27 protein-coding genes are annotated in these 25,033 nt (G+C 71.0%); 10 read left to right on the top strand and 17 right to left on the bottom strand.

What is annotated here, in order from left to right; translation table 11 throughout:
- Positions 1 to 209 precede the first annotated feature (209 nt).
- On the top strand, positions 210 to 1,049 hold the full coding sequence (locus tag AOK03_RS29595) for a DUF5707 domain-containing protein (RefSeq protein WP_055568431.1): 840 nt from the start codon (positions 210 to 212) through the stop codon (positions 1,047 to 1,049).
- 15 nt (positions 1,050 to 1,064) lie between these two features.
- Here AOK03_RS29595 and AOK03_RS29590 read toward each other — a convergent pair whose 3' ends face one another.
- Both AOK03_RS29590 and AOK03_RS29585 read right to left on the bottom strand, forming a co-directional pair.
- Positions 1,065 to 3,467, bottom strand: coding sequence for a cation-translocating P-type ATPase (locus AOK03_RS29590; RefSeq protein WP_055568430.1), 2,403 nt, complete (start codon positions 3,465 to 3,467; stop codon positions 1,065 to 1,067).
- 95 nt (positions 3,468 to 3,562) lie between these two features.
- Positions 3,563 to 3,820, bottom strand: a complete 258-nt coding sequence (locus AOK03_RS29585; protein ID WP_055568429.1) for a DUF2530 domain-containing protein — start codon at positions 3,818 to 3,820, stop codon at positions 3,563 to 3,565.
- A gap of 200 nt (positions 3,821 to 4,020) precedes the next feature.
- On the opposite strand from AOK03_RS29585, the gene AOK03_RS29580 reads away from it, so the two are divergent.
- Positions 4,021 to 5,475: an NCS2 family permease gene (locus AOK03_RS29580; protein ID WP_055568428.1), complete on the top strand. Its 1,455-nt coding sequence runs from the start codon at positions 4,021 to 4,023 to the stop codon at positions 5,473 to 5,475.
- 22 nt (positions 5,476 to 5,497) lie between these two features.
- Here the strand turns inward: AOK03_RS29580 and AOK03_RS41350 are convergent, their stop codons facing one another.
- Positions 5,498 to 5,680, bottom strand: coding sequence for a ribbon-helix-helix protein, CopG family (locus AOK03_RS41350; protein WP_079075028.1), 183 nt, complete (start codon positions 5,678 to 5,680; stop codon positions 5,498 to 5,500).
- A 143-nt stretch (positions 5,681 to 5,823) separates the two neighbouring features.
- Here AOK03_RS41350 and AOK03_RS29575 point away from each other — a divergent pair, with 143 nt between their 5' ends.
- Together AOK03_RS29575 and AOK03_RS29570 are read left to right on the top strand one after the other, a co-directional pair.
- Positions 5,824 to 6,261: a MarR family winged helix-turn-helix transcriptional regulator gene (locus AOK03_RS29575; protein WP_055568427.1), complete on the top strand. Its 438-nt coding sequence runs from the start codon at positions 5,824 to 5,826 to the stop codon at positions 6,259 to 6,261.
- A 160-nt stretch (positions 6,262 to 6,421) separates the two neighbouring features.
- Positions 6,422 to 7,732 carry an MFS transporter gene (locus AOK03_RS29570; RefSeq protein WP_425264423.1) on the top strand — a complete coding sequence of 437 codons (1,311 nt, stop codon included), beginning with the start codon at positions 6,422 to 6,424 and terminating at the stop codon, positions 7,730 to 7,732.
- A 67-nt stretch (positions 7,733 to 7,799) separates the two neighbouring features.
- Here AOK03_RS29570 and AOK03_RS29565 read toward each other — a convergent pair whose 3' ends face one another.
- Positions 7,800 to 8,330 carry a GNAT family N-acetyltransferase gene (locus tag AOK03_RS29565; protein ID WP_055568425.1) on the bottom strand — a complete coding sequence of 177 codons (531 nt, stop codon included), beginning with the start codon at positions 8,328 to 8,330 and terminating at the stop codon, positions 7,800 to 7,802.
- Positions 8,331 to 8,371: 41 nt separating this feature from the next.
- Here AOK03_RS29565 and thpR point away from each other — a divergent pair, with 41 nt between their 5' ends.
- Positions 8,372 to 8,962, top strand: coding sequence for an RNA 2',3'-cyclic phosphodiesterase (gene thpR / locus AOK03_RS29560; protein ID WP_055568424.1), 591 nt, complete (start codon positions 8,372 to 8,374; stop codon positions 8,960 to 8,962).
- Between the two features lie 150 nt (positions 8,963 to 9,112).
- Here the strand turns inward: thpR and AOK03_RS29555 are convergent, their stop codons facing one another.
- From AOK03_RS29555 to AOK03_RS29545, 3 genes are all read right to left on the bottom strand, one after another.
- Entirely contained in the window at positions 9,113 to 10,105 is a 993-nt protein-coding gene (locus tag AOK03_RS29555) for an aldo/keto reductase (RefSeq protein ID WP_055568423.1), read from the bottom strand.
- A gap of 69 nt (positions 10,106 to 10,174) precedes the next feature.
- The gene (locus tag AOK03_RS29550) at positions 10,175 to 10,765 is read right to left on the bottom strand and encodes a Uma2 family endonuclease (RefSeq protein WP_055568422.1); all 591 of its coding nucleotides are present in this window, start codon (positions 10,763 to 10,765) and stop codon (positions 10,175 to 10,177) included.
- Between the two features lie 81 nt (positions 10,766 to 10,846).
- The gene (locus AOK03_RS29545; RefSeq protein ID WP_055568421.1) at positions 10,847 to 11,347 is read right to left on the bottom strand and encodes a MarR family winged helix-turn-helix transcriptional regulator; all 501 of its coding nucleotides are present in this window, start codon (positions 11,345 to 11,347) and stop codon (positions 10,847 to 10,849) included.
- Positions 11,348 to 11,390: 43 nt separating this feature from the next.
- Here AOK03_RS29545 and AOK03_RS29540 point away from each other — a divergent pair, with 43 nt between their 5' ends.
- Positions 11,391 to 11,897: a carboxymuconolactone decarboxylase family protein gene (locus AOK03_RS29540; RefSeq protein ID WP_055568420.1), complete on the top strand. Its 507-nt coding sequence runs from the start codon at positions 11,391 to 11,393 to the stop codon at positions 11,895 to 11,897.
- 15 nt (positions 11,898 to 11,912) lie between these two features.
- On the opposite strand, the gene AOK03_RS29535 is transcribed toward AOK03_RS29540, so the two are convergent.
- Together AOK03_RS29535 and AOK03_RS29530 are read right to left on the bottom strand one after the other, a co-directional pair.
- Positions 11,913 to 13,163 carry a DUF418 domain-containing protein gene (locus AOK03_RS29535; RefSeq protein WP_055568419.1) on the bottom strand — a complete coding sequence of 417 codons (1,251 nt, stop codon included), beginning with the start codon at positions 13,161 to 13,163 and terminating at the stop codon, positions 11,913 to 11,915.
- A 47-nt stretch (positions 13,164 to 13,210) separates the two neighbouring features.
- Positions 13,211 to 14,212: an AraC family transcriptional regulator gene (locus tag AOK03_RS29530; RefSeq protein WP_055568418.1), complete on the bottom strand. Its 1,002-nt coding sequence runs from the start codon at positions 14,210 to 14,212 to the stop codon at positions 13,211 to 13,213.
- 88 nt (positions 14,213 to 14,300) lie between these two features.
- Between AOK03_RS29530 and AOK03_RS29525 the strand changes: the two genes are divergently transcribed.
- Positions 14,301 to 15,194 (top strand): MBL fold metallo-hydrolase, encoded by an 894-nt coding sequence (locus tag AOK03_RS29525; RefSeq protein WP_055568417.1) that lies wholly within the window; start codon positions 14,301 to 14,303, stop codon positions 15,192 to 15,194.
- Here the strand turns inward: AOK03_RS29525 and AOK03_RS29520 are convergent.
- Positions 15,178 to 15,882, bottom strand: a complete 705-nt coding sequence (locus AOK03_RS29520; protein WP_055568416.1) for an SGNH/GDSL hydrolase family protein — start codon at positions 15,880 to 15,882, stop codon at positions 15,178 to 15,180. The genes AOK03_RS29525 and AOK03_RS29520 overlap by 17 nt on opposite strands.
- An 85-nt stretch (positions 15,883 to 15,967) precedes the next feature.
- Between AOK03_RS29520 and AOK03_RS29515 the strand changes: the two genes are divergently transcribed.
- Positions 15,968 to 16,975 carry a TolB-like translocation protein gene (locus AOK03_RS29515; RefSeq protein WP_055568415.1) on the top strand — a complete coding sequence of 336 codons (1,008 nt, stop codon included), beginning with the start codon at positions 15,968 to 15,970 and terminating at the stop codon, positions 16,973 to 16,975.
- Between the two features lie 18 nt (positions 16,976 to 16,993).
- On the opposite strand, the gene AOK03_RS29510 is transcribed toward AOK03_RS29515, so the two are convergent.
- Positions 16,994 to 17,761, bottom strand: a complete 768-nt coding sequence (locus AOK03_RS29510; protein WP_055568414.1) for a TetR/AcrR family transcriptional regulator — start codon at positions 17,759 to 17,761, stop codon at positions 16,994 to 16,996.
- Between the two features lie 137 nt (positions 17,762 to 17,898).
- On the opposite strand from AOK03_RS29510, the gene AOK03_RS29505 reads away from it, so the two are divergent.
- Positions 17,899 to 18,873, top strand: a complete 975-nt coding sequence (locus AOK03_RS29505; RefSeq protein WP_055568413.1) for an ATP-binding cassette domain-containing protein — start codon at positions 17,899 to 17,901, stop codon at positions 18,871 to 18,873.
- Positions 18,870 to 19,700 (top strand): ABC transporter permease, encoded by an 831-nt coding sequence (locus tag AOK03_RS29500; protein ID WP_055568412.1) that lies wholly within the window; start codon positions 18,870 to 18,872, stop codon positions 19,698 to 19,700. The genes AOK03_RS29505 and AOK03_RS29500 overlap by 4 nt, the downstream gene beginning before the upstream one ends.
- Before the next feature lie 102 nt (positions 19,701 to 19,802).
- Here the strand turns inward: AOK03_RS29500 and serC are convergent, their stop codons facing one another.
- The 6 genes from serC to AOK03_RS29470 all read right to left on the bottom strand — a co-directional run bounded on the left by serC (position 19,803) and on the right by AOK03_RS29470 (position 24,976).
- Positions 19,803 to 20,921 carry a phosphoserine transaminase gene (gene serC, locus AOK03_RS29495; RefSeq protein ID WP_055568411.1) on the bottom strand — a complete coding sequence of 373 codons (1,119 nt, stop codon included), beginning with the start codon at positions 20,919 to 20,921 and terminating at the stop codon, positions 19,803 to 19,805.
- 139 nt (positions 20,922 to 21,060) lie between these two features.
- Positions 21,061 to 22,269: a cytochrome P450 family protein gene (locus tag AOK03_RS29490; protein WP_055568410.1), complete on the bottom strand. Its 1,209-nt coding sequence runs from the start codon at positions 22,267 to 22,269 to the stop codon at positions 21,061 to 21,063.
- Positions 22,266 to 23,525, bottom strand: coding sequence for a cytochrome P450 (locus AOK03_RS29485; RefSeq protein ID WP_107098137.1), 1,260 nt, complete (start codon positions 23,523 to 23,525; stop codon positions 22,266 to 22,268). Before AOK03_RS29485 ends, AOK03_RS29490 begins: the two co-directional genes overlap by 4 nt.
- Positions 23,522 to 24,166, bottom strand: a complete 645-nt coding sequence (locus AOK03_RS29480; RefSeq protein WP_244177802.1) for a GTP-binding protein — start codon at positions 24,164 to 24,166, stop codon at positions 23,522 to 23,524. The genes AOK03_RS29485 and AOK03_RS29480 overlap by 4 nt, the downstream gene beginning before the upstream one ends.
- On the bottom strand, positions 24,147 to 24,503 hold the full coding sequence (locus AOK03_RS29475; RefSeq protein ID WP_055568409.1) for a DUF742 domain-containing protein: 357 nt from the start codon (positions 24,501 to 24,503) through the stop codon (positions 24,147 to 24,149). Before AOK03_RS29475 ends, AOK03_RS29480 begins: the two co-directional genes overlap by 20 nt.
- On the bottom strand, positions 24,500 to 24,976 hold the full coding sequence (locus AOK03_RS29470) for a roadblock/LC7 domain-containing protein (RefSeq protein WP_055568408.1): 477 nt from the start codon (positions 24,974 to 24,976) through the stop codon (positions 24,500 to 24,502). Before AOK03_RS29470 ends, AOK03_RS29475 begins: the two co-directional genes overlap by 4 nt.
- Positions 24,977 to 25,033: the final 57 nt, after the last annotated feature.

Below are 25,033 nucleotides of genomic sequence, written 5' to 3'. Positions count from 1 at the left end.
GAGTACCGGGGTGGGAGGAGCACCGGGGAGGGAGGAGCATCGGGGCGGAACATGAAGTTCCGGAACGTGGTCACATTTTCTTCACCCGGTGTACAACCAGCCACCCCTGTCGAAGGTCTGATCTTCCGAGTCAACAGACTCCTAGATCACTTGGGACCCGCGTGACCGCGTCACGCTCCGCGGGTCCCCTTCTCCACCTGGGGAAACACATGCGCATCCGTGCCACCGTGGCCGCACTGTCCGGCACCCTGGCCCTTTCCGCACTCGCAGTCCCGGCCGCCCAGGCAGCCGACGCGCCGAAGGCGCCGGAAGCCGCCACCTTCGCGGCCAAGGCTCCGGCCGACACCACCGTGGGCGACACCAAGATCACGAACATCACCGTCAACGGTGGCAAGGACATCGTCGTCGGCACCTCCGCCAAGAAGTCGGTCAAGATCTCCGTCACGGCGACGGACCCGTCCGGCATCGAGGACGCCGTCGCGTTCCTGTGGCACGGCTCGTCCTTCAACGAGAACGACATCGACGGTTCGATGGTCCCCGACCAGGAGAGCGGTGACTGCAAGGCCGTCAACGCCACCACGTCCACCTGCACCGTGACGGTCGTCGCCGACCCGCAGGTGAACATCTACAGCAACGTCCTGGCCGGCAAGTGGAAGGTCTGGACGATCGCCCAGGGCACGGACGGTGACCACGTCCAGAAGGACGCCTTCCCGACCAGCGTCTCGGTGAAGCGCGCCGCCCGCCTCACCACCAACGCCTCCCCCGAGCCCGTCAAGAAGGGCAAGACCCTCACGGTCACCGGCGCCCTGACCCGCGCCAACTGGGACACCTCGAAGTACGCGGGCTACACCAAGCAGGACGTGAAGCTGCAGTACAAGAAGAAGGGTGCCAGCAGCTACACGACCCTCAAGACGGTCAAGTCCGACACCAAGGGCAACCTGAAGACCACGCTGAAGGCCTCCGCGGACGGCTATTTCCGCTACGTCTTCGCCGGTACGTCCACGACCCCGGCCGTGACGTCGACCAGCGACTTCGTCGACGTCCGCTAGTTCGCCGGTCCGGGACTACGCCGGGAAGCGGCGGTCGACCCAGCGGTAGATGACCTCGATCGCGAGCGAGGCCACCGCCGCGATGCCGACCGCCGCCCACGGCATCGTCGTGCCCACCAGCTTCAGCTGGAAGAAGTCCTGGAGCCAGGGCACGGTCAGCACGAACAGGAAGCCGAGACCCATCGCGCCGATGAGGCCGATCCGCCACCACGTGTAGGGGCGGGCGATGATGGCGAGGACCCACATGGCGATCAGGAACAGCGCCAGGGTCGCCGCGCTGGTCTCGGCTTCCCGCGCGCCCGCGCCGTCGTAGTGGTGCCGGGCCAGCAGATACGTCACGAACGTGGCGACACCCGCGACGACGCCGCCCGGGATCGCGTACCGCATGACCCTGCGGACGAAGTGCGGTTTCGCGCGCTCCTTGTTGGGGGCGAGCGCGAGGAAGAAGGCCGGGACGCCGATCGTCAGCGTGGAGAGCAGCGTCAGGTGGCGGGGCAGGAAGATGTACTCGACCTGCGAGCAGACGACGAGCAGCGCGATGATCACCGAGTAGACGGTCTTCACCAGGAACAGCGTGGCGACGCGCGTGATGTTGCCGATGACGCGGCGGCCCTCGGCGACGACGGAGGGCAGCGTCGCGAAGCTGTTGTTGAGGAGCACGATCTGGGCGACCGCCCGGGTCGCCTCGGAGCCGGAGCCCATCGAGACGCCGATGTCGGCGTCCTTGAGGGCCAGTACGTCGTTCACGCCGTCGCCCGTCATCGCGACGGTGTGGCCGCGTGACTGGAGGGCGCCCACCATGTCGCGCTTCTGCTGCGGGGTGACCCGGCCGAAGACGGCGTTGTCGTCGAGGGCCTGCGCCATCTCGTCCCGCTCGGTGGGCAGTCGGCGCGCGTCCACCGTGTTCTCGGCGCCCGGCAGGCCGAGCTTGCCCGCGACGGCGCTCACCGAGACGGCGTTGTCGCCGGAGATGACCTTGGCGGCGACGTCCTGCTCCTCGAAGTAGCGCAGGGTGTCGGCGGCGTCGGGCCGCAGCCGCTGTTCCAGGACGACCAGCGCGGTGGCCGTCGCCCCGCTCGCCACGGCGGGGTCGTCGAGGTCGACGACCGCGCGGGCGAGGAGCAGGACGCGCAGGCCCTGCCGGTTGAGGTCCTCGATCTCGGCGAGCGACGGGTCGCCGTCGGGCAGGAGCACGTCGGGGGCGCCGAGCAGCCACGTCGAGGCGGCGCCGTCGCCCTCGCTGAAGGAGGCGCCGCTGTACTTGCGGGCGGAGGAGAAGGGGAGCGACTCCGTGCAGCGCCACTCCTCGCTGTCGGGGTAGGAGTCGATGATCGCCTGGAGCGAGGCGTTCGGCCGGGGGTCGGACTCGCCGAGGGCGCCGAGGACCTTCCGTACGTACGCCTCGTCGGCGCCGCCCAGCGGGCGCAGCTCGGTGACGTCCATGCCGCCCTCGGTGAGGGTGCCGGTCTTGTCGAGGCAGACCGTGTCGACGCGGGCGAGGCCCTCGATGGCGGGGAGTTCCTGGACGAGGCACTGTTTGCGGCCGAGCCGGATCACGCCGATCGCGAAGGCCACGGAGGTCAGGAGGACGAGGCCCTCCGGGATCATGGGGACGATCCCGCCCACCGTGTAGGCGATGGACTCCTTGAAGTTGTCGTCCTTGACGACGAGCTGGGAGATGACCAGGCCGATGGAGGTCGGGACCATCAGCCACGTCACGTACTTGAGGATCGTGGAGATTCCGGTGCGCAGCTCGGAGTGGACGAGGGTGAAGCGGCTGGCCTCCTCGGCGAGCTGCGCGGCATACGCCTCGCGGCCGACCTTGGTGGCGGTGAAGGCGCCGCCGCCCGCGACCACGAAGGAGCCCGACATCATCTTGTCGCCGGGTTTCTTGATGACGGGGTCGGCCTCACCGGTCAGGAGCGACTCGTCGACCTCCAGGCTGTCGGTCTCGACGGCCTCGCCGTCCACGGCGATCTTGTCGCCGGGGCCCAGTTCGACGAGGTCGCCGAGGACGATCTCGGAGGTGGAGATCTCGGTGGCCCGTCCGTCGCGCCGCACGGTGGGTTTGGCCTCGCCGATGACGGCGAGGCTGTCCAGCGTCTTCTTGGCGCGCCATTCCTGGATGATGCCGATGCCGGTGTTGGCGACGATCACGAAGCCGAAGAGGCTGTCCTGGATCGGCGCGACGAACAGCATGATCACCCAGAGCACGCCGATGATCGCGTTGAAGCGGGTGAAGACGTTGGCCCGGACGATCTCGCTCAGCGAGCGTGAGCTGCGGACCGGTACGTCGTTGACTTCGCCGCGTGCGACTCGCTCGGCCACCTCTGCGGTGGTCAGGCCGGTGGCCCGTCCCTTGGGGGGCGGCACCGGGTGGACCGGGTCGAGCTCGGCGCCCGCGTCGATATGCGTCATGCATTCGACGGTAAGGGCGGACCTGCGGCTTCACCCCTTGAATGCCCCAAAGATCCGACCAGGGTAGGACGTGGACCGTCCCGTGGTTGTACGGACTACTGGGGCTGTGTGACCTTCGACCTCTTGATCGCGGCGTCGCGCTTGCGTACGTACCAGATCCCGATGAGGCCGAGGCCGGCGCCGGCCAGGCAGGTCCACACCCACCAGGTCGCGTCGCGGTCGTCGAACCAGCCGTAGAACGGCAGCTGGACCAGGAAGAGGACGAACCAGAGGATCGTGCCACCTGTGATGGTGGAGACCACGGGGCCCTCCAGGGGCTCCGGCGCCTCGTGCTTGGGGGTCCACTTCGCCATGGGTACAGCTTACGAGGCGGCGCCGAGGTCTCGTACACCTGTTGCCCCGCAAGGGTCTACGCGCGGAGATAGCGATTTCTCTCTCATGTATTCATACTGAAACCGCTCGTTAATGGCCGATTGCTTTCGTATGAAGAAACAAATCGCTCTCTAGTCGCTGCTTAACGATCTTTCCTTTCCCTGAGCTCATGAGGTCACGCATGTCTCCCTCGGCCAGCGCCCCGGTCGACGCCAAACAGCCGCACCCGCAGCCCCCGCGGGGCGGCCTCGACGGGTACTTCAAGATCACCGAGCGGGGCTCGACCCTGGCCAGGGAAGTCCGCGGCGGCTTCGCCACCTTCTTCGCGATGGCCTACATCGTCGTGCTGAACCCGATCATCCTCGGCAGCGCGAAGGACATGTACGGGCACCAGCTCGACAACAAGCAGCTGGTCACCGCGACCGTGCTGACCGCGGCCTTCACCACGCTCCTCATGGGTGTCATCGGCAACGTCCCGATCGCGCTCGCCGCGGGGCTCGGCGTGAACACCGTCGTCGCCCTCCAGCTCGCGCCCCGCATGTCCTGGCCCGACGCGATGGGCATGGTCGTCCTCGCGGGTTTCGTGGTGATGCTGCTGGTCGCGACCGGGCTGCGGGAGCGCGTGATGAGCGCCGTGCCGCTGGGCCTGCGCAAGGGCATCGCGATCGGCATCGGCCTCTTCATCATGCTGATCGGCCTCGTCGACGCCGGCTTCGTCTCGCGCATCCCGGACGCCGCGCACACCACCGTCCCGCTGCAGCTCGGCGGTGACGGCCACCTCAACGGCTGGCCCGTCCTCGTCTTCGTGCTCGGCGTGCTGCTCACCCTCGCGCTCCTGGTGCGCAAGGTGCCCGGCGCGATCCTGCTCAGCATCGTCGTCATGACGGTCGTCGCGATGATCATCCACGCCGCCGCCGGACTCGGCAGCACGTCCTGGGGCCTGACCACCCCGGAGTGGCCCGGCAACCCCGTCTCGACGCCGGACTTCGGGCTCGTCGGCGAGATCAGCCTGTTCGGCGGCTTCGAGAAGGTCGGCGTCCTGACCGGCGTCCTCTTCGTCTTCACCGTGCTGCTCTCGTGCTTCTTCGACGCGATGGGCACGATCATGGGCATCGGCGACGAGGCGAAGCTGACCGACGCCAACGGCAACATGCCCGGCATCAACAAGGTGCTCTTCGTCGACGGCATCGCCGTCGCCGCCGGCGGCGCCTCGTCCGCCTCCGCCACCACCTGCTTCGTGGAGTCCACGGCGGGCGTCGGCGAGGGTGCCCGCACGGGCTTCGCGAACGTCGTCACCGGCGGGCTCTTCGCCGTCGCGCTCTTCCTCACGCCGCTCGCCACGATGGTCCCGTCCCAGGCCGCCACGCCCGCGCTGCTCGCGGTCGGCTTCCTGATCCTGTCCGGGTCCATCGGGCAGATCGACTGGGCGGACTACACGATCGCCATCCCCGCGTTCGTGACGATGCTGATGATGCCGTTCACGTACTCGATCACGAACGGCATCGGCATGGGCTTCATCACCTTCACGGTGCTGCGGCTCGCGGCGGGGCGCGGGCGCGAGGTGCCGGTCGCGATGTACGCGGTGTCGGCGGTGTTCGCCTTCTACTACCTGATGCCGGCGCTGGACCTCACCTGAGGCACCGCCGCCGACGGGGTGCTCAAGCCGCCCCGTAGAACTTCTCTGTCTCCTCGACGGACGCCTTGAAGCGCTCGTCGAAGTCGTCGCGAATGAGCGTCCGGACCACATAGTCCTGGACGCTCATTCCTCTTTTGGCCGCGTGCTGTCGGAGCCGGTCGAGCAGCTCACCGTCTATGCGCAGGCTGAGCACTGGCGATCCCATGCCTGACAGGGTCCACGGCCCCGCGCGGCCGGTGCGTCACTTTCCGGAGTCACCTCACTCATTCGGGTGACGAAATGGTTCGGTGTCGTACATCAGGGAATCCGAGTGGTCCTTAGCTAGGGTAATGAGTTACGCTAACGAACATGCCGGACCTCTCCCATGGTGACGATGCCGTCGCCGTGAACGCCCTGCGCTCCGCCGTGATGCGCCTGTCCCGTCGACTCAAGCACCAGCGGGTCGACGAGTCGCTGAGCCCCACCGAAATGTCGGTGCTCGGCACCCTCGCCCGCTGCGGCTCCGCCACCCCGGGCGAGCTCGCCCGCAAGGAGCACGTGCAGCCGCCGTCGATGACCCGCATCGTGGCCCTGCTGGAGGCCAAGGGGCTGGTCCGGCTCGAGCCGCACCCCGAGGACCGCCGCCAGAAGGTGGTGACCCAGACCGAGACCGCCGAGGCCATGCTCGAAGAGAGCCGCCGCAAGCGGAACGCCTGGCTCGCCGGTCTGGCCCAGGACCTCGACGAGGACGAGTGGGCGCGGCTCCGCGCCGCCGCTCCCGTGCTGGAGAAGCTCGCGCACTTGTAGTCCCGCGGCACCCCGCGGGCACTCCCGCGGACCGCGGGAGCCGTACGTACGCCAAGGAGGCGAACCCACTTTGAGTACGGGATCCGGAGCAGACTCCGCCCCCGCACCAACCGCCCTCGACAAAGCCCGCCCGTCACCCGGCCACCGCCCCTCAAGGAGCCTGCTGCGCAGGCGCAGGAATGATGGCCCCCACAAGACCTCGATGTTCAGCTCGCTGAAGATCCGCAACTACCGGCTCTTCGCGACCGGCGCGGTCGTCTCGAACACCGGCACCTGGATGGCCCGCATCACCCAGGACTGGCTGGTGCTGAGCCTCACCGGATCCTCCGCGGCCGTCGGTATCACCACGGCCATGCAGTTCCTGCCGATGCTGCTCTTCGGCCTGTACGGCGGCGTGATCGCCGACCGCTTCGCCAAGCGCAACCTGCTCTTCCTCACCCAGGGCGCGATGAGCCTCAGCGGGCTCTTCCTCGCGGTGCTGACGCTCAGCGGCCACGTCCAGGTCTGGCACGTCTACTTCGCGGCCTTCTTCACCGGCCTCGTCACCGTCGTCGACAACCCGACGCGGCAGTCGTTCGTGTCCGAGATGGTGGGACCCGACCAGGTCCGCAACGCCGTCTCGCTGAACTCCGCCAACTTCCAGTCCGCGCGTCTCATCGGCCCCGCCGTGGCGAGCGCGCTGACCGCCGCCGTCGGACCCGGCTGGGCGTTCCTCGCCAACGGCCTGTCCTTCCTCGCGCCGCTCACCGGCCTCATGCTGATGCGCACCGCCGAGCTGCACCACACCCCGCGCAAGCCGCGCGGCAAGGGGCAGCTGAGGGAGGGCCTGAACTACGTCTCGAAGAACCCCGAGCTGATCTGGCCGATCGTCCTCGTCGGCTTCATCGGCACCTTCGGCTTCAACTTCCCGATCTGGCTGAGCGCCTTCGCGGACGACATCTTCCACGGCGGCGTGGGGATGTACGGGCTGTTCAACACCCTGATGGCGATCGGCTCGCTGGCCGGTGCGCTGCTCGCGGCCCGCCGCGGCACCTCGCGCCTGCGCCTCCTCGCCGGGGCGGCCACCGCCTTCGGCGTGCTGCAGATCGTGGCCGCGTTCGCGCCCGAGCTGTGGATGTTCGTCGCGCTGATCGTGCCGATCGGCATCCTCGGCCTGACGGTGAACGTCACCGCCAACTCCTCGGTCCAGATGGCCACGGACCCGGAGATGCGGGGCCGTGTCATGTCGCTGTTCATGATGGTCTTCACCGGCGGCACGCCGCTGGGCGGCCCGCTCTTCGGCTGGCTCGCCGATGCCTACGGCGTCCGGATCAGCATGGCCGTCGGCGGTCTCGTCTGCGCCCTCGCCGCGGTCGGGGTCGGCCTGATGCTGGCGCGGGCGGCGAACCTGCGGCTGAAGGTGGACCTCCGCCGCGGTCGGCAGCACGTGCAGTTCGTGCCGCGGGAGCGGGAGCTGGCCGCCGCGGCGTGAGGCCGCGCGGTGCGGTGAGGCCGCGCGATGCCGCGCGGCGCAGGGCCGAGCGGTGTGCCGGGCCCGGTCAGACTCGCTGTGCGAGCACCTGGCCGGGCCAGCTGCCGTCCGGGCCCGTGAAGGGCTCCGTGGCGGTGAAGCCGTTGCTCTCGTAGTACGCGACGAGGGCCCTGTCCTCGCTCCGGTAGCAGTCGACCCGCAGCAGCCCGACGCCCTGCCTGCGGGTCTCCTCGACGGCGTGCGCGAGGAGGGCGCGGCCCACGCCGCGGCCCGCGTGGCGGCCGTGGTCGGCGGCGAGCAGGTGGACGTACCGCTCGGGCTCGGCGGCCCGCGGGATGATGTCGCCGCCAGGACCGTCGGTCAGCGTCAGGGTCCCCGCCACCTCGCCGCCGATCTCCGCCATCCACGGCTGGCCCGTCGTCAGGTACTTCTCGACCATCGCGACGGCCTTCGGGTTCTCCGACCAGGGCTTGGTGCCCCACTGCCCGGTGCGGCCCCGGGCGACGAGCCACTCCACGGCCCCGTCGAGGAGCGCGATGACCGCGGGGATGTCGTCGGCCCCGCCCGGCCTGATCTCTATGGGCTCTGTGGTCCTCATGGGATCGGAGTGAATCATGGGGGGAGGCTAGCGTCACCCCCATGAGACTCTTCGCCGCGGTCCTCCCGCCGGACTCCGCGACCTCCGAACTGGCTGACGCGGCACGCGCGTTGAAGGCCCTGCCCGGCGCCGACGCACTGCGCTGGACCGCCCGCGACAGCTGGCACTTCACCCTCGCCTTCATGGCCGAGGTCGACGAGGCGACGGTGCCGGACCTCACCGCCCGCCTGGAGCGTGCCGCGCACCGCACGCCGCCGTTCTCCCTCGCCCTGCGCGGCGGCGGGCACTTCGGGGAACGGGCGCTGTGGGCGGGCGCCACCGGCGACATTCCGGCGCTGCGGCTCCTCGCGCAGCGGTCGGACGCGGCGGCGCGCAAGGCGGGCGTGACGATGGAGGAGCACCGGCACTACCGCCCCCATCTGACGCTGGCGCGCGGCCGCGGCGAGACGGGCCTGGGTCCGTACGTCGACGCGCTCGCCCCCTTCGAGGGAACGGCGTGGACGGTGGACGAGCTGACGCTCGTACGCAGCAATCTGCCGAGGAGCGGGGTGCCGGGGGAGCGGCCGCGGTACGAGGCGGTCGGGCGCTGGGTACTGGGAGGCGGCGTCCGGGTGCCGGGCGGCGCCGGTTAACCTCGACGGTGTGGACCCGAAGACCAGGAACCGGATCATGGCCGGTGTGCTCGTGCTGATGTTCGTCGTGGTGGCGCTGGCGGCCGCGTTCGGCAATTAGAACCTGTGTCATAGCCGACGCGGACCGCCTCGCGTGCCTCCCTCAGGGGGTCACCAGGCGAAGGACTCCGGCGACGGGCCGGGGCCGGGGAAGATCTCGTCCAGTGCGTCGAGGACCTCGCCGGACAGTTCGAGCTCGACGGCGCGCAGTGCGGATTCGAGCTGCCCGGCGGTGCGGGGGCCGACGATCGGCGCGGTGATGCCGGGCCGGGTCAGCAGCCAGGCCAGCGCTACCTCGCCGGGCTCCAGACCGTGCTTGTCGAGCAGGTCCTCGTACGCCTGGACCTGCGCGCGGACCCCCGGCTTCGCGAGCTCCGCGGCGGCGCGGCCGCCGGTGCGGCGCGAGCCCTCGCCCTCCTTCCTCAGGACACCGCCGAGCAGGCCGCCGTGCAGCGGCGACCACGGGATGACGCCGAGGCCGTAGTCCTGGGCGGCCGGGACGACCTCCATCTCGGCGTCGCGGGCGGCGAGGTTGTAGAGGCACTGCTCGCTGACGAGGCCGTAGCCGCCGAGGCGCCGTGCGGTCTCGTTGGCCTGGGCGATCTTGTAGCCGGGGAAGTTGGAGGATCCCGCGTAGAGGATCTTGCCCTGCTGGACGAGGACGTCGACGGCCTGCCAGATCTCCTCGAACGGCGTCTGCCGGTCGATGTGGTGGAACTGGTAGAGGTCGATGTGGTCGGTCTGCAGCCGCTTGAGGCTCGCCTCGACGGCGCGGCGGATGCTGAGCGCGGAGAGCCGGTCGTGGTTGGGCCAGGTCGCTTCCCCGTGCGGGGCCATGCTCCCGTACACCTTGGTGGCGAGCACCACCTTGTCGCGGCGGCCGCCGCCCTGCGTGAACCAGGTGCCGAGGATCTCCTCGGTGCGGCCCCTGCCCACGCTCTGCCCGTACGTGTTGGCGGTGTCGAAGAAGTTGAGGCCCGCGTCGAGCGCGGCGTCCATGAGCGTGTGGCTGTCGGGTTCGTTGGTGAGTGGCCCGAAGTTCATGGTGCCGAGCGTGAGTCGGCTGACCTTGAGCCCTGTGCGTCCCAGCTGCGTGTACTCCATGGGGACCCAGCCAAGGGGGTGGAGTGGGCTCCAGGCAAGGGGAAATTGATCAGGGTGGGGCAGTGTGGGTCAGTCGCGGGGGAAGGCGTCGGTCTTCAGGACGAGGTCGACGACGGTGCCGGTCAGGTCGATCTCGTCACCGAAGTCGGACTTCGACTCCGTGCGGTACTCGCCGTCCTTGGGGTCGGTGTAGACGTGGCAGCGGCCCTGGTAGGGGTCGACGATGAGATACACGGGGACGTCGGCTTCGGCGTAGGCGGTCTTCTTCGGGCCGTAGTCGTTCAGGCCGGTGCCGCGGGAGATGACCTCGGCGATGAACTCCACGTCTTGGTGGCGCCAGTGTCCCGCCTCGTCCGGCTTCGCCCCGTCCTTCAACTTCGCGAGGTCGGGGCAGAAGCCGTTCTGGTGGCCGGGGAAGTCGATGCGCACGTCCGTCATCACCAATGCATCCCGGCTGTACCTGTCATCCAGGGCGTAGAGCACCCTCCGGATGAGCTGCCAGTGCACATTCCGCTGCGGCACCATGTGGACGGCCCCCTCGACGACTTCCGCCTTGATTCCCTCGGGGACCATCCGCTCGATGAGCTCGAACCATCGGTCCAAGCTCCACTCGTCGTCGGCCATCTCGATCCTGTCGGTCATCACATCTACGACGGTCATCGTGGCGCTCCTCCCCGACCGCCCTCGGCCGAGCGCAGCCGCGCAGTACAACGATACGCACGGAGACAAGGTCACGTCCGGTCACGAGCCGCTCATCCACCCCGCCGCGTCGAGGCGGAACGCGTCCGGCGGTACGACCGTGCGGAGGCCCGCCTCCAGGTCGGCGAGGCGGTCCGTGCCCAGGGTCGCCGCCCACTCCGTCCGCAGCTCGTCGAAGATCGCCGCCGAGCGGCGGAGCGCGTCGATGCCGTGCGGGGTGAGGCGGACGAGCTTGCGGCGGGCGTCGGCGGGGTCGTCGGTGCGGGTCGCGTAGCCGAGGGCGATCAGGCGGTCGACCGTCTTGCCCGCGGCCTGCTTGGAGACGCCGAGGCGGCGGCCGACCTCGCTGGCGGTGGCGCCGTCCGGCCCGACGGCCTGCATCGCGAACCCGTGGGCGGGGCGGACGTCGGGGTGGCCCTGGCGGGCGAGTTCGGTGTGCAGGCGGTCGATGAGGGTGCGGAAACCGGCGAAGAGGAGAAGGGGGAGCTCATAACCCTTGCCAAGTTCGTCAACCTGGTTTACTTTCTTCTTGTCGTCAACCATGTTGTCTATTCTAGGGGCCGGGTTGGCCCGCAGGGGGCTACGCATGTTCACCGCACACACACTGGAGACCGCACCGCCCGGCTCGCGCCCCGCGATGGAGCGCGCCGCCGCCGCCTTCGGGCGGGTGCCGGACGCCGTGGCGCGGCTCGCCGAGTCGCCCGAACTCCTCAACGGATTCCTGGAGTTGAGCGCCGTGTTCGAGCGGTCGACGCTCGAACCCGTCGCCCGCGAGGTCGTCATCATGACGATCGCCGTGCGCAACGACTGCCACGTCTGCGTGGCCATGCACACCGGGAAGCTGCGGAAGCTCGGCGCGGGCACGGAGCTCGTGGCCGCCCTGCGCGAGCAGCGGGCGCTCGGCGACGAACGCCTCGAAGCCGTGCGGCAGTTCACCCTCGCCGTCCTCGTCACGGCGGGCGGTGTCGGCGACGAGGAGCTGAAGGCGTTCCTCGCCCACGGCCACACCGAGCGCAACGCCCTCGAAGTCGTCCTCGGCATCGGCACGTACACGATGTCGACGCTCGCGAACCGCCTGACCAGGGCGGCGTGAGGGCCCCGCGCCACGTCACGCCCGGTACATCACGCGCCGCAGCACCACCTCGACCGGACCCCGCCGCCCGGCCCGCTCCAGCGCGTACGCCCCCACCACTGTCACCAGCCACACCGCGACCGCGACGAGCGCCATGGTCGCGCTGGTCAGATGCGCGCCGAGACCGAGGCCCCAGGCGGCGAGGAGCGGGGCGAAGAGGAGGGAGTGCGCGAGGTAGCAGGAGAGGGAGCGCTTGCCGACGGCGGAGAGCGCGGTGACCGCCCGCGCGCCGCGCCCGGCCGGGCGCCGCACCCACCAGTGCGCGAACAGCGCGATCGCCGCGACGTAGCCGAGCCCCGCCGCGTTCCCCGTGAGGTCGCGCACCAGGCCAAGGACCCCCGACTCGCTCTGTGCGTCGTCCGGCACGTCGAGGGCGCCGATGTGCGCGAGGGCCGCGGGCAGCGCCCCGAGCCAGCCGATCGCGATGCCGATGACGGCGGTGCGGCGCAGCAGCGGAAGGTGGCGGCCCGGCTCCTCCAGGATCCGGCGGCGCGCGGCCCAGAACCCGAGCAGGAAGATGGTGAATCCGCCGCCGACGAGGGAGAGCGGCGCGGCGACGAAGGTGACGAAGAGCCCGCTCTCGACGCGGGTGCCGACGGAGGCGGGCCAGCTCGGGTCGTCCGCCGCGTAGGCGTCGGCGCCGGGCTCGGCCCCGGCGTCCCCGAGCGACCCCAACCCGCCGTTCAGCCAGGCGGACACGATGGGCTGGAGGGCCCCGAAGAGCAGCAGCGCGGCGCCGATCCCGATCCACCACTTCAGCGCCCGGTCGCCGCGCCGCAGGAAGAGCTGGCCGAGGGCGAGGCTCAGCAGCCCGTAGTAGCCGACGATGTCGCCCGCCATGAGGAGGGTGGCGTGCGCGAGCCCGATGACGACCAGGCAGAGGCTGCGCCGGCGCAGGACGGCGACGGTGCCGCGCGCGGAGGCCCCCGTGGCGGTGCGCCGCAGGAAGAGCTGCGTCATCCCGTATCCGAAGAGGAACGCGAAGAGCGGGTACACCCGCATGTCGAGCGTGGTGATCATCGTGAACTGGACGGCGTGGTCGAGCGGTCCGCCGTCCACGGGCTGCCATCCGGAGGGCCCGTGCTCCGCCTTCCAGAGGTGGAAGGCGGTGTTGGACAACACGATGAGCAGGAGCATCAGCCCCCGGGCCAGGTCCGGGGCGAGGGCCCGGGCGCCGCTGGGCGGGGCGGGTTTCGCCGTCTCGTTCGCTGTGGTCTCGACCGTCATGCCTGGACGGTAGGGAGGCGGCGGCGGTGCGGGCGTCCGTCTTCCGGCTAGGGGGTGCCGACGAAAGTGTGCTTGTCGGGGGAGGCGGTCCGGTACCGGCCCGGAGTCGTGCCGAACGTGCGGGTGAAGGCGTGGGAGAGGGCGTAGGGGGAGCTGTAGCCGACCTGGCGGGCCACCGTGTCCAGGGAGGCCGTCGAGTCGCGCAGGAGCGTGGCCGCGCGGGACATGCGCCACCAGGTCAGATACGCCATGGGGGCGCGGCCCACGAGGGACGTGAAGCGGCGGGCGAGCGTGGCGCGGGAGACGCCGGTGCGGGCCGCCAACTCCTCGTTGCTCCACGGCGCTTCGGGCGCTTCGTGCAGGAAGCGCAGGGCCTTGGCGACCACCGGGTCGCCGAGCGCGGCGGGCCAGCGGGCCGCGCAGTGGGAGTCGGCCAGGGAGTCCGCGAGCCAGGCACGCACCATGTAGACCAGGAGCAGGTCGAGGAGGCTGGGCACGGCGACGTCCGCGCCGCAGCGGGACGCGCCCGCCTCCCTGCCGAGCAGGTCGATCGCGGCCTGCAGCTCGGGGTGGCGGCCGGCCCGGCGGGGCAGGTGGACGATGTCGGGGATCTCGTCGAGCAGCGGGTGGGCGTGGCCGCGGTCCAGGTGGTACTTGCCGCAGAGCATCTCGACCGCGGATCCGGGGGAGCCGGGCGGCTCGGGGAAGGCCGGGGCGAGCGTGGTCGGTCCGTCGTGCGTCACCGGCAGGGAGTGCGTCTCCAGCCAGAGGTCGAAGGGGACCGCGCGCTCCACGGTGGGCCCGTCCGCGGGGGAGTCCGCGAGGATGTGTCCCGTGCCGCGGGGCAGCAGCACCACGTCGCCCGCCGCGAGCATGAACGGGGCGCTGCCGTCGTCCGGCAGCAGCCAGCAACTCCCTTCCAGGAGCACGCGGAAGCCCATTCCGTCGTACGACGGGATCCGGCTGCACCAGGAGCCGGACACCCTGATCCGGTTGGAGGCGGGCTGTCCGACCCGTGCTGCCGAGATCGCATCGCTGACCACGTCCATGGAGGAACTCTAGCGGGTGAGGCGTATGCGTATCCATGTGAGGCGAGCGGGCATTGAGCGGCTCACCAGCGCTTCCTAGGGTGGACTCATGAGCGAAATCACCGAAGAGCAGCTGGTGTTGGGCGACGTCGAGGTCCGCCGCGTCGTGGAGGTCGAGAGGTTCCCGCTCCCGGCGCGGACGATCGTGCCCGGGGTGCCCGACGAGGTGTGGCGCGACAACGAGGAGTGGCTCGCGCCCGACCACTGGGACCCGGGCAGCGGCGAGGCCCTCGCGCTCATGCAGACCTGGGTGCTCAGGAGCGAGGGCAGGACCGTCCTGGTCGACACGGGCATCGGCAACGGCAGGGAACGGCCCGGCGTGCCCGCCTTCGAGCACCTCGACACCGACTACCTCGACCGGCTCGCCGCGGCGGGGGTGCGGCCCGAGGACGTCGACGTCGTCGTCAACACCCATCTGCACGGCGACCACATCGGGTGGAACACACACAACAACGGCGGAAGTTGGGTGCCGACCTTCCCCAACGCCACCTACCTCATCCCCGCCGCCGACCACGCCTTCTTCGGGCCCGACCGCGGCGACGCCGTCCGCGTGGACAACCGCTACGGCTTCGCGGACAGCATCGCGCCCGTCGTACGAGCCGGGCAGGCCGTGCTGTGGGAGGGCACGCACCGCATCGACTCCCACCTCACCCTGGAGTCCGCGCCCGGCCACACCCCCGGCTCGTCCGTGCTGCGGCTGCACTCCGGCACCGACCGCGCCGTCTTCGTCGGCGATCTGCTGCACCTCCCGGTGCAGGTCCTCGAACCGTGCTGCAGCAGTGACTTCTGCGAGGACCCGAAGGAGGCCGCCGAGTCGCGCGTCCGGGTGCTCGGACGGGCCGCCGACGAGGGGGAGTTGGTCGTCCCGGCGCACTTCGCCGGGACCGGCGCGGTGGAGGTGCGGCGCGAGGGCGGGAAGTTCGGGATCAGCCGGTGGGTGTGACGAGCGCCCCGGCGTAGGGGCCGCCGATGCCCCACGCCTGGGACAGGGCGTCCGCGAAGGCCGCCGCCAGCTTGTGCTCGCCGCTCGCGTTCGGGTGCGTGCCGTCGTACGTGTCGAGGTGGATGTCGTACGACGGCGGGCGCGAGGCCAGGAGGAGCGGGGAGCGGGGGGTGTCCAGGTCGGCGACCGCCTTCGCCAGCAGCTCGTTGAAACGGTCGACCTCCGCGGCGAACGGGGCGTCGGTCTCGGCCCGGACGTTCGGGATGACCGGCAGCAGCACCATCCGGACGTGCGGGTTCGCCGAGCGGGCCGCCGCGACGAAGGCGCGGACGTTCTCCGCGGTCTGCGCCGCGTTCGTGTAGAAGCCGAGGTCTATCAGGCCGAGGGAGACGAGCAGGACGTCGGCGGGGTCGCGGGTCAGCGCGCCGGACATCTGCGGGGCCAGGTGCAGCCAGCCCTCGCCCCAGCCCGCGAGGTGGTTGCGCGGGAAGTCCGGGGACGCGTCCGCGTACGCCTGGGAGAGGGGCTCGCCCGCCGCCTTGTCGTAGAGGGCGGTGCGCGGGCCGACCACGGCGACGCCCTCGGGGCCGAGGGTGTCGCGCAGGTGCCGCCACATGCGATGGCGCCAGGTGTGTTCACCGGCGCTCCCGATCGTCATGGAGTCGCCGACGAACATGAACCTGAGCATCCGGTCATCATCGCGGATCGGGGGCGTGGACTGCGATGTGAGGCTGCGCACGCTGCCCGCGCGGGCGGATGGCACGCTTGGGCCCATGCGTTCGCTTCGGGCTGTTCCGTCAGTTGTCGCCGGTGCCGTGCTGGCCTTCGCCGTGGCCGTGCCTGCCGCACCCGCCGTGGCCGACGGCCACGACGGGTTCACGATCAAGGATCCACGGATCGTCGAGTCCAGCGGTCTGGCCGCCTCCCGCGCCCACCCCGGCATCTACTGGACGCACAACGACCAGGACAAGGGCGCCTTCCTGTACGCGGTCGACTCGAAGACGGGGGAGACGGTCGCCACCGTCACGATGACCGGCGTGGGCGCCCCGCGCGACGTCGAGGCGATCTCGGTCGGCAGCGACGGCAACATCTACGTGGGCGACATCGGCGACAACCTCAACGGCACCTGGAAGAACGTCTGGATCTACAAGCTCCCCGAGCCGAAGCAGCTCAAGGACCAGACGGTCCGCGCCACGCAGTACGTGGTCAAGTACGCCGACGGGGCGCGGGACGCCGAGGCGATGATGGTCCACCCGAAGACCGGGCGGATCTACATCGTGAGCAAGAACGAGGACGGCGGCGGGCTGTACGAGAGCCCGGAGCGGATGTCCGCCTCCGGCACGAACGTCTTCAGGCGCGTCTCCGACATCGACCTCTGGGTGACCGACGGCGCCTTCTCGCCGAACGGCAAGCAGCTCGCCCTGCGCGGGTACTTCGGCGGCATCTGGTACGCGTGGCAGGGCGACGGCAGGAAGCCGCAGCGCAAGGGCAGGCTGAGCGTGCCGCTGCAGCGGCAGGGCGAGTCCGTCACGTACACCCTGGACGGCACGACGCTGATGTACGGCAGCGAGGGCCGGCAGAGCGAGGTGGAGCCCGTGGAGGCGCCGGGCGGGGGCGGCAGCGGCAACCCCGACTCCTCTTCGGGCAACGGGGGTACGGCGCGCGAGGGCGACGACCCCTTCCTCGGCGGCAGCCTCAGGACGGGTGCCGTCGTCGTCGGGGCCGTGCTGCTCGCGGTGTTCGGGCTGAAGCGGCTGGGGCGGCGCGGCGGCGGCAAGTAGCCGTCCGCGCCCTGTGCCTCACTTCTGGGCGGCGCGCCGGGCCACCAGCACGTCCAGGCCGTCCAGGAGGCGCTGCAGGCCGAACTCGAAGTGGTCGAAGTCCGGGCCGAACGTGTCCTCGGAGAGGCCCGCGAGGGTCGGGTAGCGGCCGCTCGTCATGATCTTTTCGAGGGTCGGCGCCTGGGCCTCCCAGAACGCCTGCTCCGACAGGCCGCTCTTGGTCACCGCCTCCATCTCGTGCACCTGGGTGCGGGCGACCCCGGTGACGTAGCCCTCCGTCATCACGATGACGCCGATCAGTTCGGGGTCGGTCAGGCCCATCTCCCTGATCCGGGACAGCGTGCGGTCCAGGCCGCCGACGGTGCCGGGGCCGAGCACGGGGCGGGCCTGGTTGACGTGGAGCAGCCACGGGTGGCGGCGGTAGAGGACGAGGGTCTCCCGCGCGTACGCCTCGACGCCCTCGCGCCAGCCGCCGGTCCAGGGCTCTTCCTCCTCCGGCGGCGCGAAGACGCGGTCCAGCATCAGGTCGACGAGGTCGCCCTTGCCGGGCACGTACCGGTACAGGGACATCGTGCCGGTGCCGAGCTCCGTGGACAGGCGCCGCATCGAGAGGGCCGCGAGGCCCTCGGCGTCCGCGAGCCGGACCGCCTCGGTGACGATCCGGTCCAGCGTGAGGCCCGGCTTGGGGCCCCGGGACGGGCGGCCGCCCTCGCCCCAGAGCAGTTCCAGGCTGCGGGTGATGTCGCTGCCGGTGCGCCGGTCGTCGCCGCCGTTCGTGCTCGTCATGGCGCTCAGCCTAATCGCAGGCCAAGAAACTGGGTACGGCGTACTCGCAAAACTGGGTACGGTGTACCCGTGAAACTGAGTACGGTGTACTCTCAATTGAGTACGGCGTACCCAGATGGTGTGGGAAGGGACAGTCGATGCATCCGATCAACGGGAACGGCCTCGCGGTGCGGGCCGAGGGGCTCCAGAAGCGGTACGGGGAGAAGCGCGCCCTGGACGGCTTCGACCTGCACGTCGAACAAGGCACGGTGCACGGACTCCTCGGGCCCAACGGCGCGGGCAAGACGACCGCCGTGCGCATCCTCGCCACGCTCCTGCGGCTCGACGGCGGCCGCGCCGAGGTCGCGGGCGCCGACGTGGTGCGCGAGCCCGCGCTGGTCCGCGGCCGCATCGGCCTCACCGGTCAGTACGCGGCGGTCGACGAGATCCTCACCGGCCGGCAGAACCTGGAGATGTTCGGCCGCCTCTTCCACCTGGGCGGCAGGCGGGCCGCGCGGCGCGCCCAGGAGCTCCTGGAGCAGTTCCACCTGGAGGACGCGGCGGAGAAGGGCGCGGGCCAGTACAGCGGCGGCATGCGGCGCAGGCTCGACCTCGCCGCCTCGATGATCCTCGCGCCCGCCGTCCTCTTCCTGGACGAGCCGACCACCGGTCTCGACCCGCGCAGCCGCCTCGAAGTGTGGGAGACCGTAAGGGAGTTGGTGTCGGGCGGCACGACCGTGCTGCTCACCACGCAGTATCTGGAGGAGGCCGACCGGCTCGCCTCCCGCATCACCGTCATCGACCGCGGCCGCGCCATCGCCGACGACACCCCCGACGGCCTGAAGAACACGGTGGGCGGCAGCCACCTCGACGTCGTGGTGCGCGAGCCCGCCGACCTGCCCGCCGTGGCCAAGACCGTCGCCCGCGTCTGCGACGGCGAACCCGTCACCTTCGACCTGGAGCGCCGCGTGCAGGGCGCCGTGACCGACCGCGTGGCCGCCCTCACGGACGTGGCGCGGACCCTGCGCGACGAGGGCATCGCCGTCGAGGACATCGGGCTGCGCAGGCCGAGCCTGGACGACGTGTTCCTGCGCCTGACCGGCGAGGTCCACGGGACGGAGGCCGCCGCATGAGCGTCGCCCTCACCACCGACGGCTCGCGCGGGCGCCTCTTCTGGGCCCTCGCCGACAGCTGGAACGTCACCCGCCGCTACCTCACCCACTTCCTGCGCCAGCCCGTCACCATCGCCTGGCAGCTGGGCTTCCCCATCATCAGCGTGCTGCTGTACGGCTTCGTGTTCGGCGAGGCGATGAAGGTGCCCGGCGGCGGGGAGGACGGCGACTACAAGCAGTTCCTGATGCCCGGCATGTTCGTGATGACCATGGCCTTCGGGTTCATGAACACCGCGATGGGCGTCGTGACGGACGCGTCGAAAGGCGTCATCGACCGCTTCCGCTCGATGCCGATGGCGCCCTCCGCCGTGGCGGCGGGACGCGGCCTCGCCGATCTCGTGGTGGCCTGTGCCGAGCTGACGATCCTCGCCCTGACCGCGCTCGCCATCGGCTGGCGCTCCAGCGCGGGCCTCGCCGACACCCTGCTCGCCTTCGGCCTGCTGCTGTTCCTGCGCTTCAGCCTGATCTGGGTCGGCGTCTACCTCGGCCTGGTCGTGCCGAGCCCGGAGGCGGCGGGCGGCCTCTACGCGGTGGCGTTCCCGCTCACGATGATCTCCAGCGTCTTCGTGGCGCCGTCCCTGATGCCGGACTGGCTGGCCCCGGTCGCCGCGTGGAACCCCGTCTCGTCGACGGGCACGGCCACCCGCGAACTCTTCGGCAACCCCGGTGCGGGCGGCTCCAGCTGGGTCGAGCAGCACGCGGTGCTGATGGCCGTGGTGTGGCCGATCGTGCTCTCGCTGATCTTCCTGCCGCTGGCGGTACGGAGGTTCAGGGCGCTGAGCCGGTAACAGGTGAGGGGCGCCCTTCCCGGTGGGGGGGCGCCCCTCAAGGGGCGCGGGGAACTGCGCGACCAGCCACAGCGCACCCGCAGCCGAAGAACCGGCCGAGCGTTACAGCTTTTCGATGACGTAGTCGATGCACTTCGTGAGCGCCTCGATGTCCGCCGGATCGATCGCCGGGAACATCGCCACCCGCAGCTGGTTGCGGCCGAGCTTTCGGTACGGCTCCGTGTCCACGATGCCGTTGGCCCGCAGCGCCTTGGCGATCGCCGCCGCGTCGATGTCGTCCGAGAAGTCGATCGTGCCGATGACCTGCGAGCGCTTCGCCGGGTCCGTGACGAACGGCGTCGCGTGCTTGGACTCCTCGGCCCAGCCGTACAGCGTGCGCGAGGACGCGGCCGTGCGGCCGGTCGTGAACTCCAGGCCGCCCTGGGAGTTCATCCAGTCCAGCTGCTCGGCGAGCAGGAAGAGCGTGGCGAGCGCCGGGGTGTTGTACGTCTGGTTCTTGCGGGAGTTGTCGATCGCCGTGGGCAGCGAGAAGAACTCCGGGACGTGGCGGCCGGACGCGTGGATCCGCTCGGCGCGCTCGATCGCCGCCGGGGAGAACGCCGCCAGCCACAGGCCGCCGTCCGAGGCGAAGGACTTCTGCGGGGCGAAGTAGTAGACGTCCGTCTCGGCGATGTCGACGGGCAGGCCGCCCGCGCCGGACGTGGCGTCCACGAGGACGAGGGACCCGGCGTCGGCGCCCGCGACGCGCTTGATCGGGGCCGCGACACCGGTCGAGGTCTCGTTGTGCGTGTAGGCGTAGACGTCGACGCCCGGCTCCGCCTTCGGGTCCGGGTGCGTGCCCGGGTCGCTCGCGATCACGGTCGGCTCGGCCAGCCACGGGGCGAGCTTCGCCGCCTTCGCGAACTTCGAGGAGAACTCGCCGAAGTTGAGGTGCTGCGACTTGTTCTCGATCAGGCCGTGCGTCGCCACGTCCCAGAACGCGGTGGAGCCGCCGTTGCCGAGGATGACCTCGTACCCCTCGGGGAGGGAGAAGAGGGCGTCGATGCCCTCGCGCACGCGGCCGACCAGGTTCTTGACCGGGGCCTGGCGGTGGGAGGTGCCGAGCAGGGAGGTGCCGGTGGCGGCCAGGGCGTCCAGCGCCTCCGTACGCACCTTGGAGGGGCCCGCGCCGAAACGGCCGTCGGCGGGCTTCATGTCAGCGGGAATCTGGATCTCAGCCACGGGGTGAGCCTAGCGGCTCAGGGCGCGGGGTCTTGGCGGTGTCCGTCGGCTGAGATCGTGCTGCCCCCCGGCGTGGACGACTCGGGGCTCCGCCCCGGACCCCGCTCCTCGAACGCCGGAGGGGCTGGACCTCGCGGCGTCAGCCGCGAAGCCGCACCGGCAGCTCGTACAGGTCGTTCTGCGTCACCACCGGCTTGTTGCGGAGTTCCGAGTGGGGGACCGCGAGGGTCAGCTCGGGGAAGCGGGCGTACAGGGACGGGAGGGCCACGCCTGCCTCCAGGCGGGAGAGCGCCGCGCCGGGGCACACGTGCGGGCCGTGGCCGAACGAGATGTGGCGGGTCGGCGACGTGCGCGTGACGTCGAAGGCGTCCGCCGTGGGACCGTGCGCCTGCTCGTCGCGGCCTATCGCGCCGTACGAGACGATCAGCGCGTCACCCTTGGGGATCACCTTGTCCCCGACGGGGACGTCCTGTGCGGCGAAGCGGATCAGGACGTGCGAGGTGGGCGTGGAGTGGCGCAGGGTCTCCTCGATCACCGCGTCCCAGCCGATCTCGCCCGCGAGGACCAGGGCGAGCTGGTCGGGGTGGGCGGAGAGGTTCACCACCGCGTTGACGATGAGGGAGATCGTCGTCTCGTGGCCGGCCGCGACCATCAGCTGGAGGGTGGAGACGATCTCCTCGTCCGTGAGGTGGTCGCCGTCCTCGGAGGCCTGGATCAGCGCGCTGGTCAGGTCGTCCCCGGGCTCCGCGCGGCGGGCCGCGACGACCTTCCCCATCATCTGAGCGAGTTCGCCGAGCGTGGCCACGACCTCCTCCGGCGGCGTCTGCGTGGAGAAGAACTTGTCGAAGAGGACCTTCAGGCGCGGGTGGTCCGCCTCGTCGATGCCCATCAGGTCACTGATGACGTACATGGGGAGGGGGTAGGCGAACTCCGCCTTCAGGTCGACCGCTTCGGGGCCCTCGGGGAGCTTGTCCAAAAGGCCCGTCGTCAGCTCCGCGATGCGCTCCCGCATCCGCTCCACCCGCCGCGGCGTCAGCGCCTGCGCGACCAGCGTGCGCATCCTGCGGTGCTCCTCGCCGTCGACCGTCAGCATGGAGCGGCCGGGGTTGGCGAGGCCGATCAGCGGCCAGTCGGCGGGGATCTCGCCGCGCCGCCAGGCGCCCCAGACCTCGATGTCCTTCACCAGCCGCTTGTCGGTGAGGAGTTGCCGGGCCTCGGCGTGGTGCGTGACCGCCCACACCGGCACGCCGCCCGGCAGCTCCGCCTCGGCGAGCGGGCCCGCCGCGCGCAGCCGCGCGCTCTCCCCGTCGAGGTCGGTGACGAACGGATCCAGGGCGATGCGCGTCATCTGCTGTCTCCAAAGGCTGAGGTCGGGGTCGGGGTGAAGCTCACCGGCAGGTCGGTCAGGCCGCGCAGCCAGGGCGAAGGGCGGCGGGTCAGGGCGTCGGCCCGCACCGCGAGGTCGAGGTCGGGCAGCCGGTCGAGGAGGACCTCGATGCCGGTCCGCGCGATGACCTCGGCGACCTCCTGGGCGGGGAAGGGGCAGCGGTGCTCGCCGTGGCCGAAGGAGAAGTGGGCGCTGTTGCCGCCGGTCAGGGCGGAGCCGTCGGTGCGGACCTGCGGGTCGGCGTTGGCGGCGGCGAGACCGAGGAGCAGCAGGTCGCCGGAGTTGATGCGGCGCCCGCCCAGCTGGGTGTCGCGGGAGGCCCAGCGCCCGGCGACGTTCTGCGTGGGGGTGTCCTCCCACAGGACCTCGTTCATGGCCTCGGCGACGCTGTGCCGGCCGCCGAACAGGGAGGCGGCGAAGCGGTCGTCGGTGAGCATCAGGCGCAGCGAGTTGCCGATCCAGTCGGCGGTCGGCTGGTGGCCCGCGGCCATCATGACCATCAGGTCCTGCGCGATCTCCTCGTCCGTGAAGCCGGAGCCGTCCTCGGCGAGCTGCGTCTCCAGCATGTACGAGGCGACGTCCTGGCCCGGCTCCGTGTGCTTGTCGGCGATGAGCCGCATCATCGATCCGCCCAGGTGCTGCTGGCCCGCGAGGGCCCGCTCGCGGCCGTCGATCATGTCGTTCATGGCGGTGACGAGGCCGGGGCCCTGCTCGTCGGAGAAGCCGTAGATACGGGCGAGGACGCGCACCGGAAGCAGCATCGCGTACTCGGCGACGATCTCCGTGCTGCCCTTGCCGCAGAACCGGTCGATCAGCTCGTCCGCGAACTGCTCGGCGTGCGCCTTGAGTTCGAAGGGGTCGACCGCCTCCAGGGCGTGCGCGATCATCGCGGCGCGCTGGGTGTGCCGCTCGCCGACGGTGTAGAGGATCGACGGCTGCCGGTGGCCGATCATCGGGAGCAGCGGCCAGTCGGCGGGGATGTTCGGCCACTGGTTCCACAGCTCGGAGTCGCGGCTGTAGAGCACCGGGTCGCCGGTGACCTGGTGCAGCTCGCGGTAGCCGAGCACCAGCCAGGCCGGTATGTCGCCGTCGAGCAGGACGGGGGCGACGGGGCCGTGGTCGCGGCGCATCTCCCGGTACAGCTGGGTGGGTTCGGTGGCGAACCGCGGTCCGGAGAGTGGTACGGGCGCGCCGGCGCCGGTCACGGGGCAGGTCACTGGGCGGTCTCCTGAGGGGCGTGGCGCTGGGCGGCGTACAGCGACTGGAGGTGTTCGACGAGCGTGATCAGCACGTCCTTGCTGGACTCGCGCGAGCGGGCGTCGCAGTCGACGAGCGGCACGCCCGGGTCGAGGTCGAGCGCGTCGCGCAGCTGCTCGATGGTGTGCGCGGAGCCGCCGAAGTCGTTGCGGGCCACGATGAACGGCGTGCCGTGGTGCTCCAGGCGGTCGATCGCGTACCAGGAGTCCTCCAGGCGGCGGGTGTCGACGAGGACGACCGCGCCGAGCGTGCCGGAGAAGAGGCGGTCCCACAGGAACCAGAAGCGTTCCTGGCCGGGGGCGCCGAACAGATAGAGGATGTTGTGCGCGTCGAGCGTGATGCGGCCGAAGTCGAAGGCGACGGTCGTGGACGTCTTGCCGCCGAGGCCTTCGAGGCCGCCGGTCTCGTCGATGCCCTGGCCCGCCTGCGTCATCGTCTCCTCGGTGTTGAGGGGACGGATCTCGCTGACGGAGCGGACCAGTGTCGTCTTGCCGACGCCGAAGCCGCCGACCACGACGATCTTCAGCCCGTTGTCGGCGGTGGCGGTCAGTTCTCTTCGGGTGGCCCCGGTAGCGCTGCGTTCAGAGATTGCGGAGTCCAACGAGCACCTGCTCCAGGATGTCGGGGTCGGGAAGGCTGTGGTCGGCGGCCGCGCGCGGGTGGCGGGCGCTGATCCGGCCCGCGTCGAGCAGGTCGGACAGCAGGATGCGGGTGATGCTCACCGGCAGCCCGAGCTCGGCGGCGATCTCCACGACCGCCGTGGGCAGCCCGCAGAGCCGCAGGATCGCGGTGTGCTCGGACTGCATGCCGGGGACCGGACCGGACTCGGCGACGATGAGGGTCACCAGGTCGAAGGGGGCGTCGGGCGCCGACCGGCTGCGTCCCCCGGTGAGGGTGTACAGCCGGTCGGGGGAGTCGTCCCGGCCGGGGCGGCTCATGAGGCGGGCTGGGTACGGGGGCCGCCGTCGCCGCGGGGCTCGGCGCGCAGGTGCTCGCCGAGCTGCTCGACGAGCTCGCTCATGGTGTGGCCGACGAGGCCCGCGTCGGCGTCCTCGGCGGCGATGACCGCGAGGTGCGCGCCCTCGCCCGCCTCGACGATGAAGAGGATGCCGCCGTAGAACTCCGCCATCGCGGAGCGGACCCCGCCGCTGCCGTCGCCGAACTCGGCGGACGCGCCGTGCGACAGGGACTGGATGCCGGCGGCTATCGCGGCGAGCTGGTCGGCCTGGTCGACGGAGAGCTCGGGGGTGCGGCACAGCTTCAGGCCGTCACGGGAGAGCACGAGGGCGTGGCGGGCGCCGGGCGTGCGCTCCAGGAGGCCTTCGAGCAGCCAGGTGAGCTTGGCGTCGGTGGTGGTGCCGGGGGTGCCGGTGGTGCCGGTGGTGCTGCCGGGGGTGGTGCCGGTGGTCATCGGGGGGTTTCGCCTTCCGGGTGCGGAGGGGTTGCGGGGGCGTCCGTGTGCGCGGGG

The organism is Streptomyces atriruber (genome assembly GCF_001418325.1).
In the GTDB taxonomy this organism is placed as follows: Bacteria; Actinomycetota; Actinomycetes; order Streptomycetales; family Streptomycetaceae; genus Streptomyces; species Streptomyces atriruber.
The sequence above is the reverse complement of the archived record's forward strand: the minus strand, read 5'-3'. Positions and strand labels throughout refer to the sequence as shown.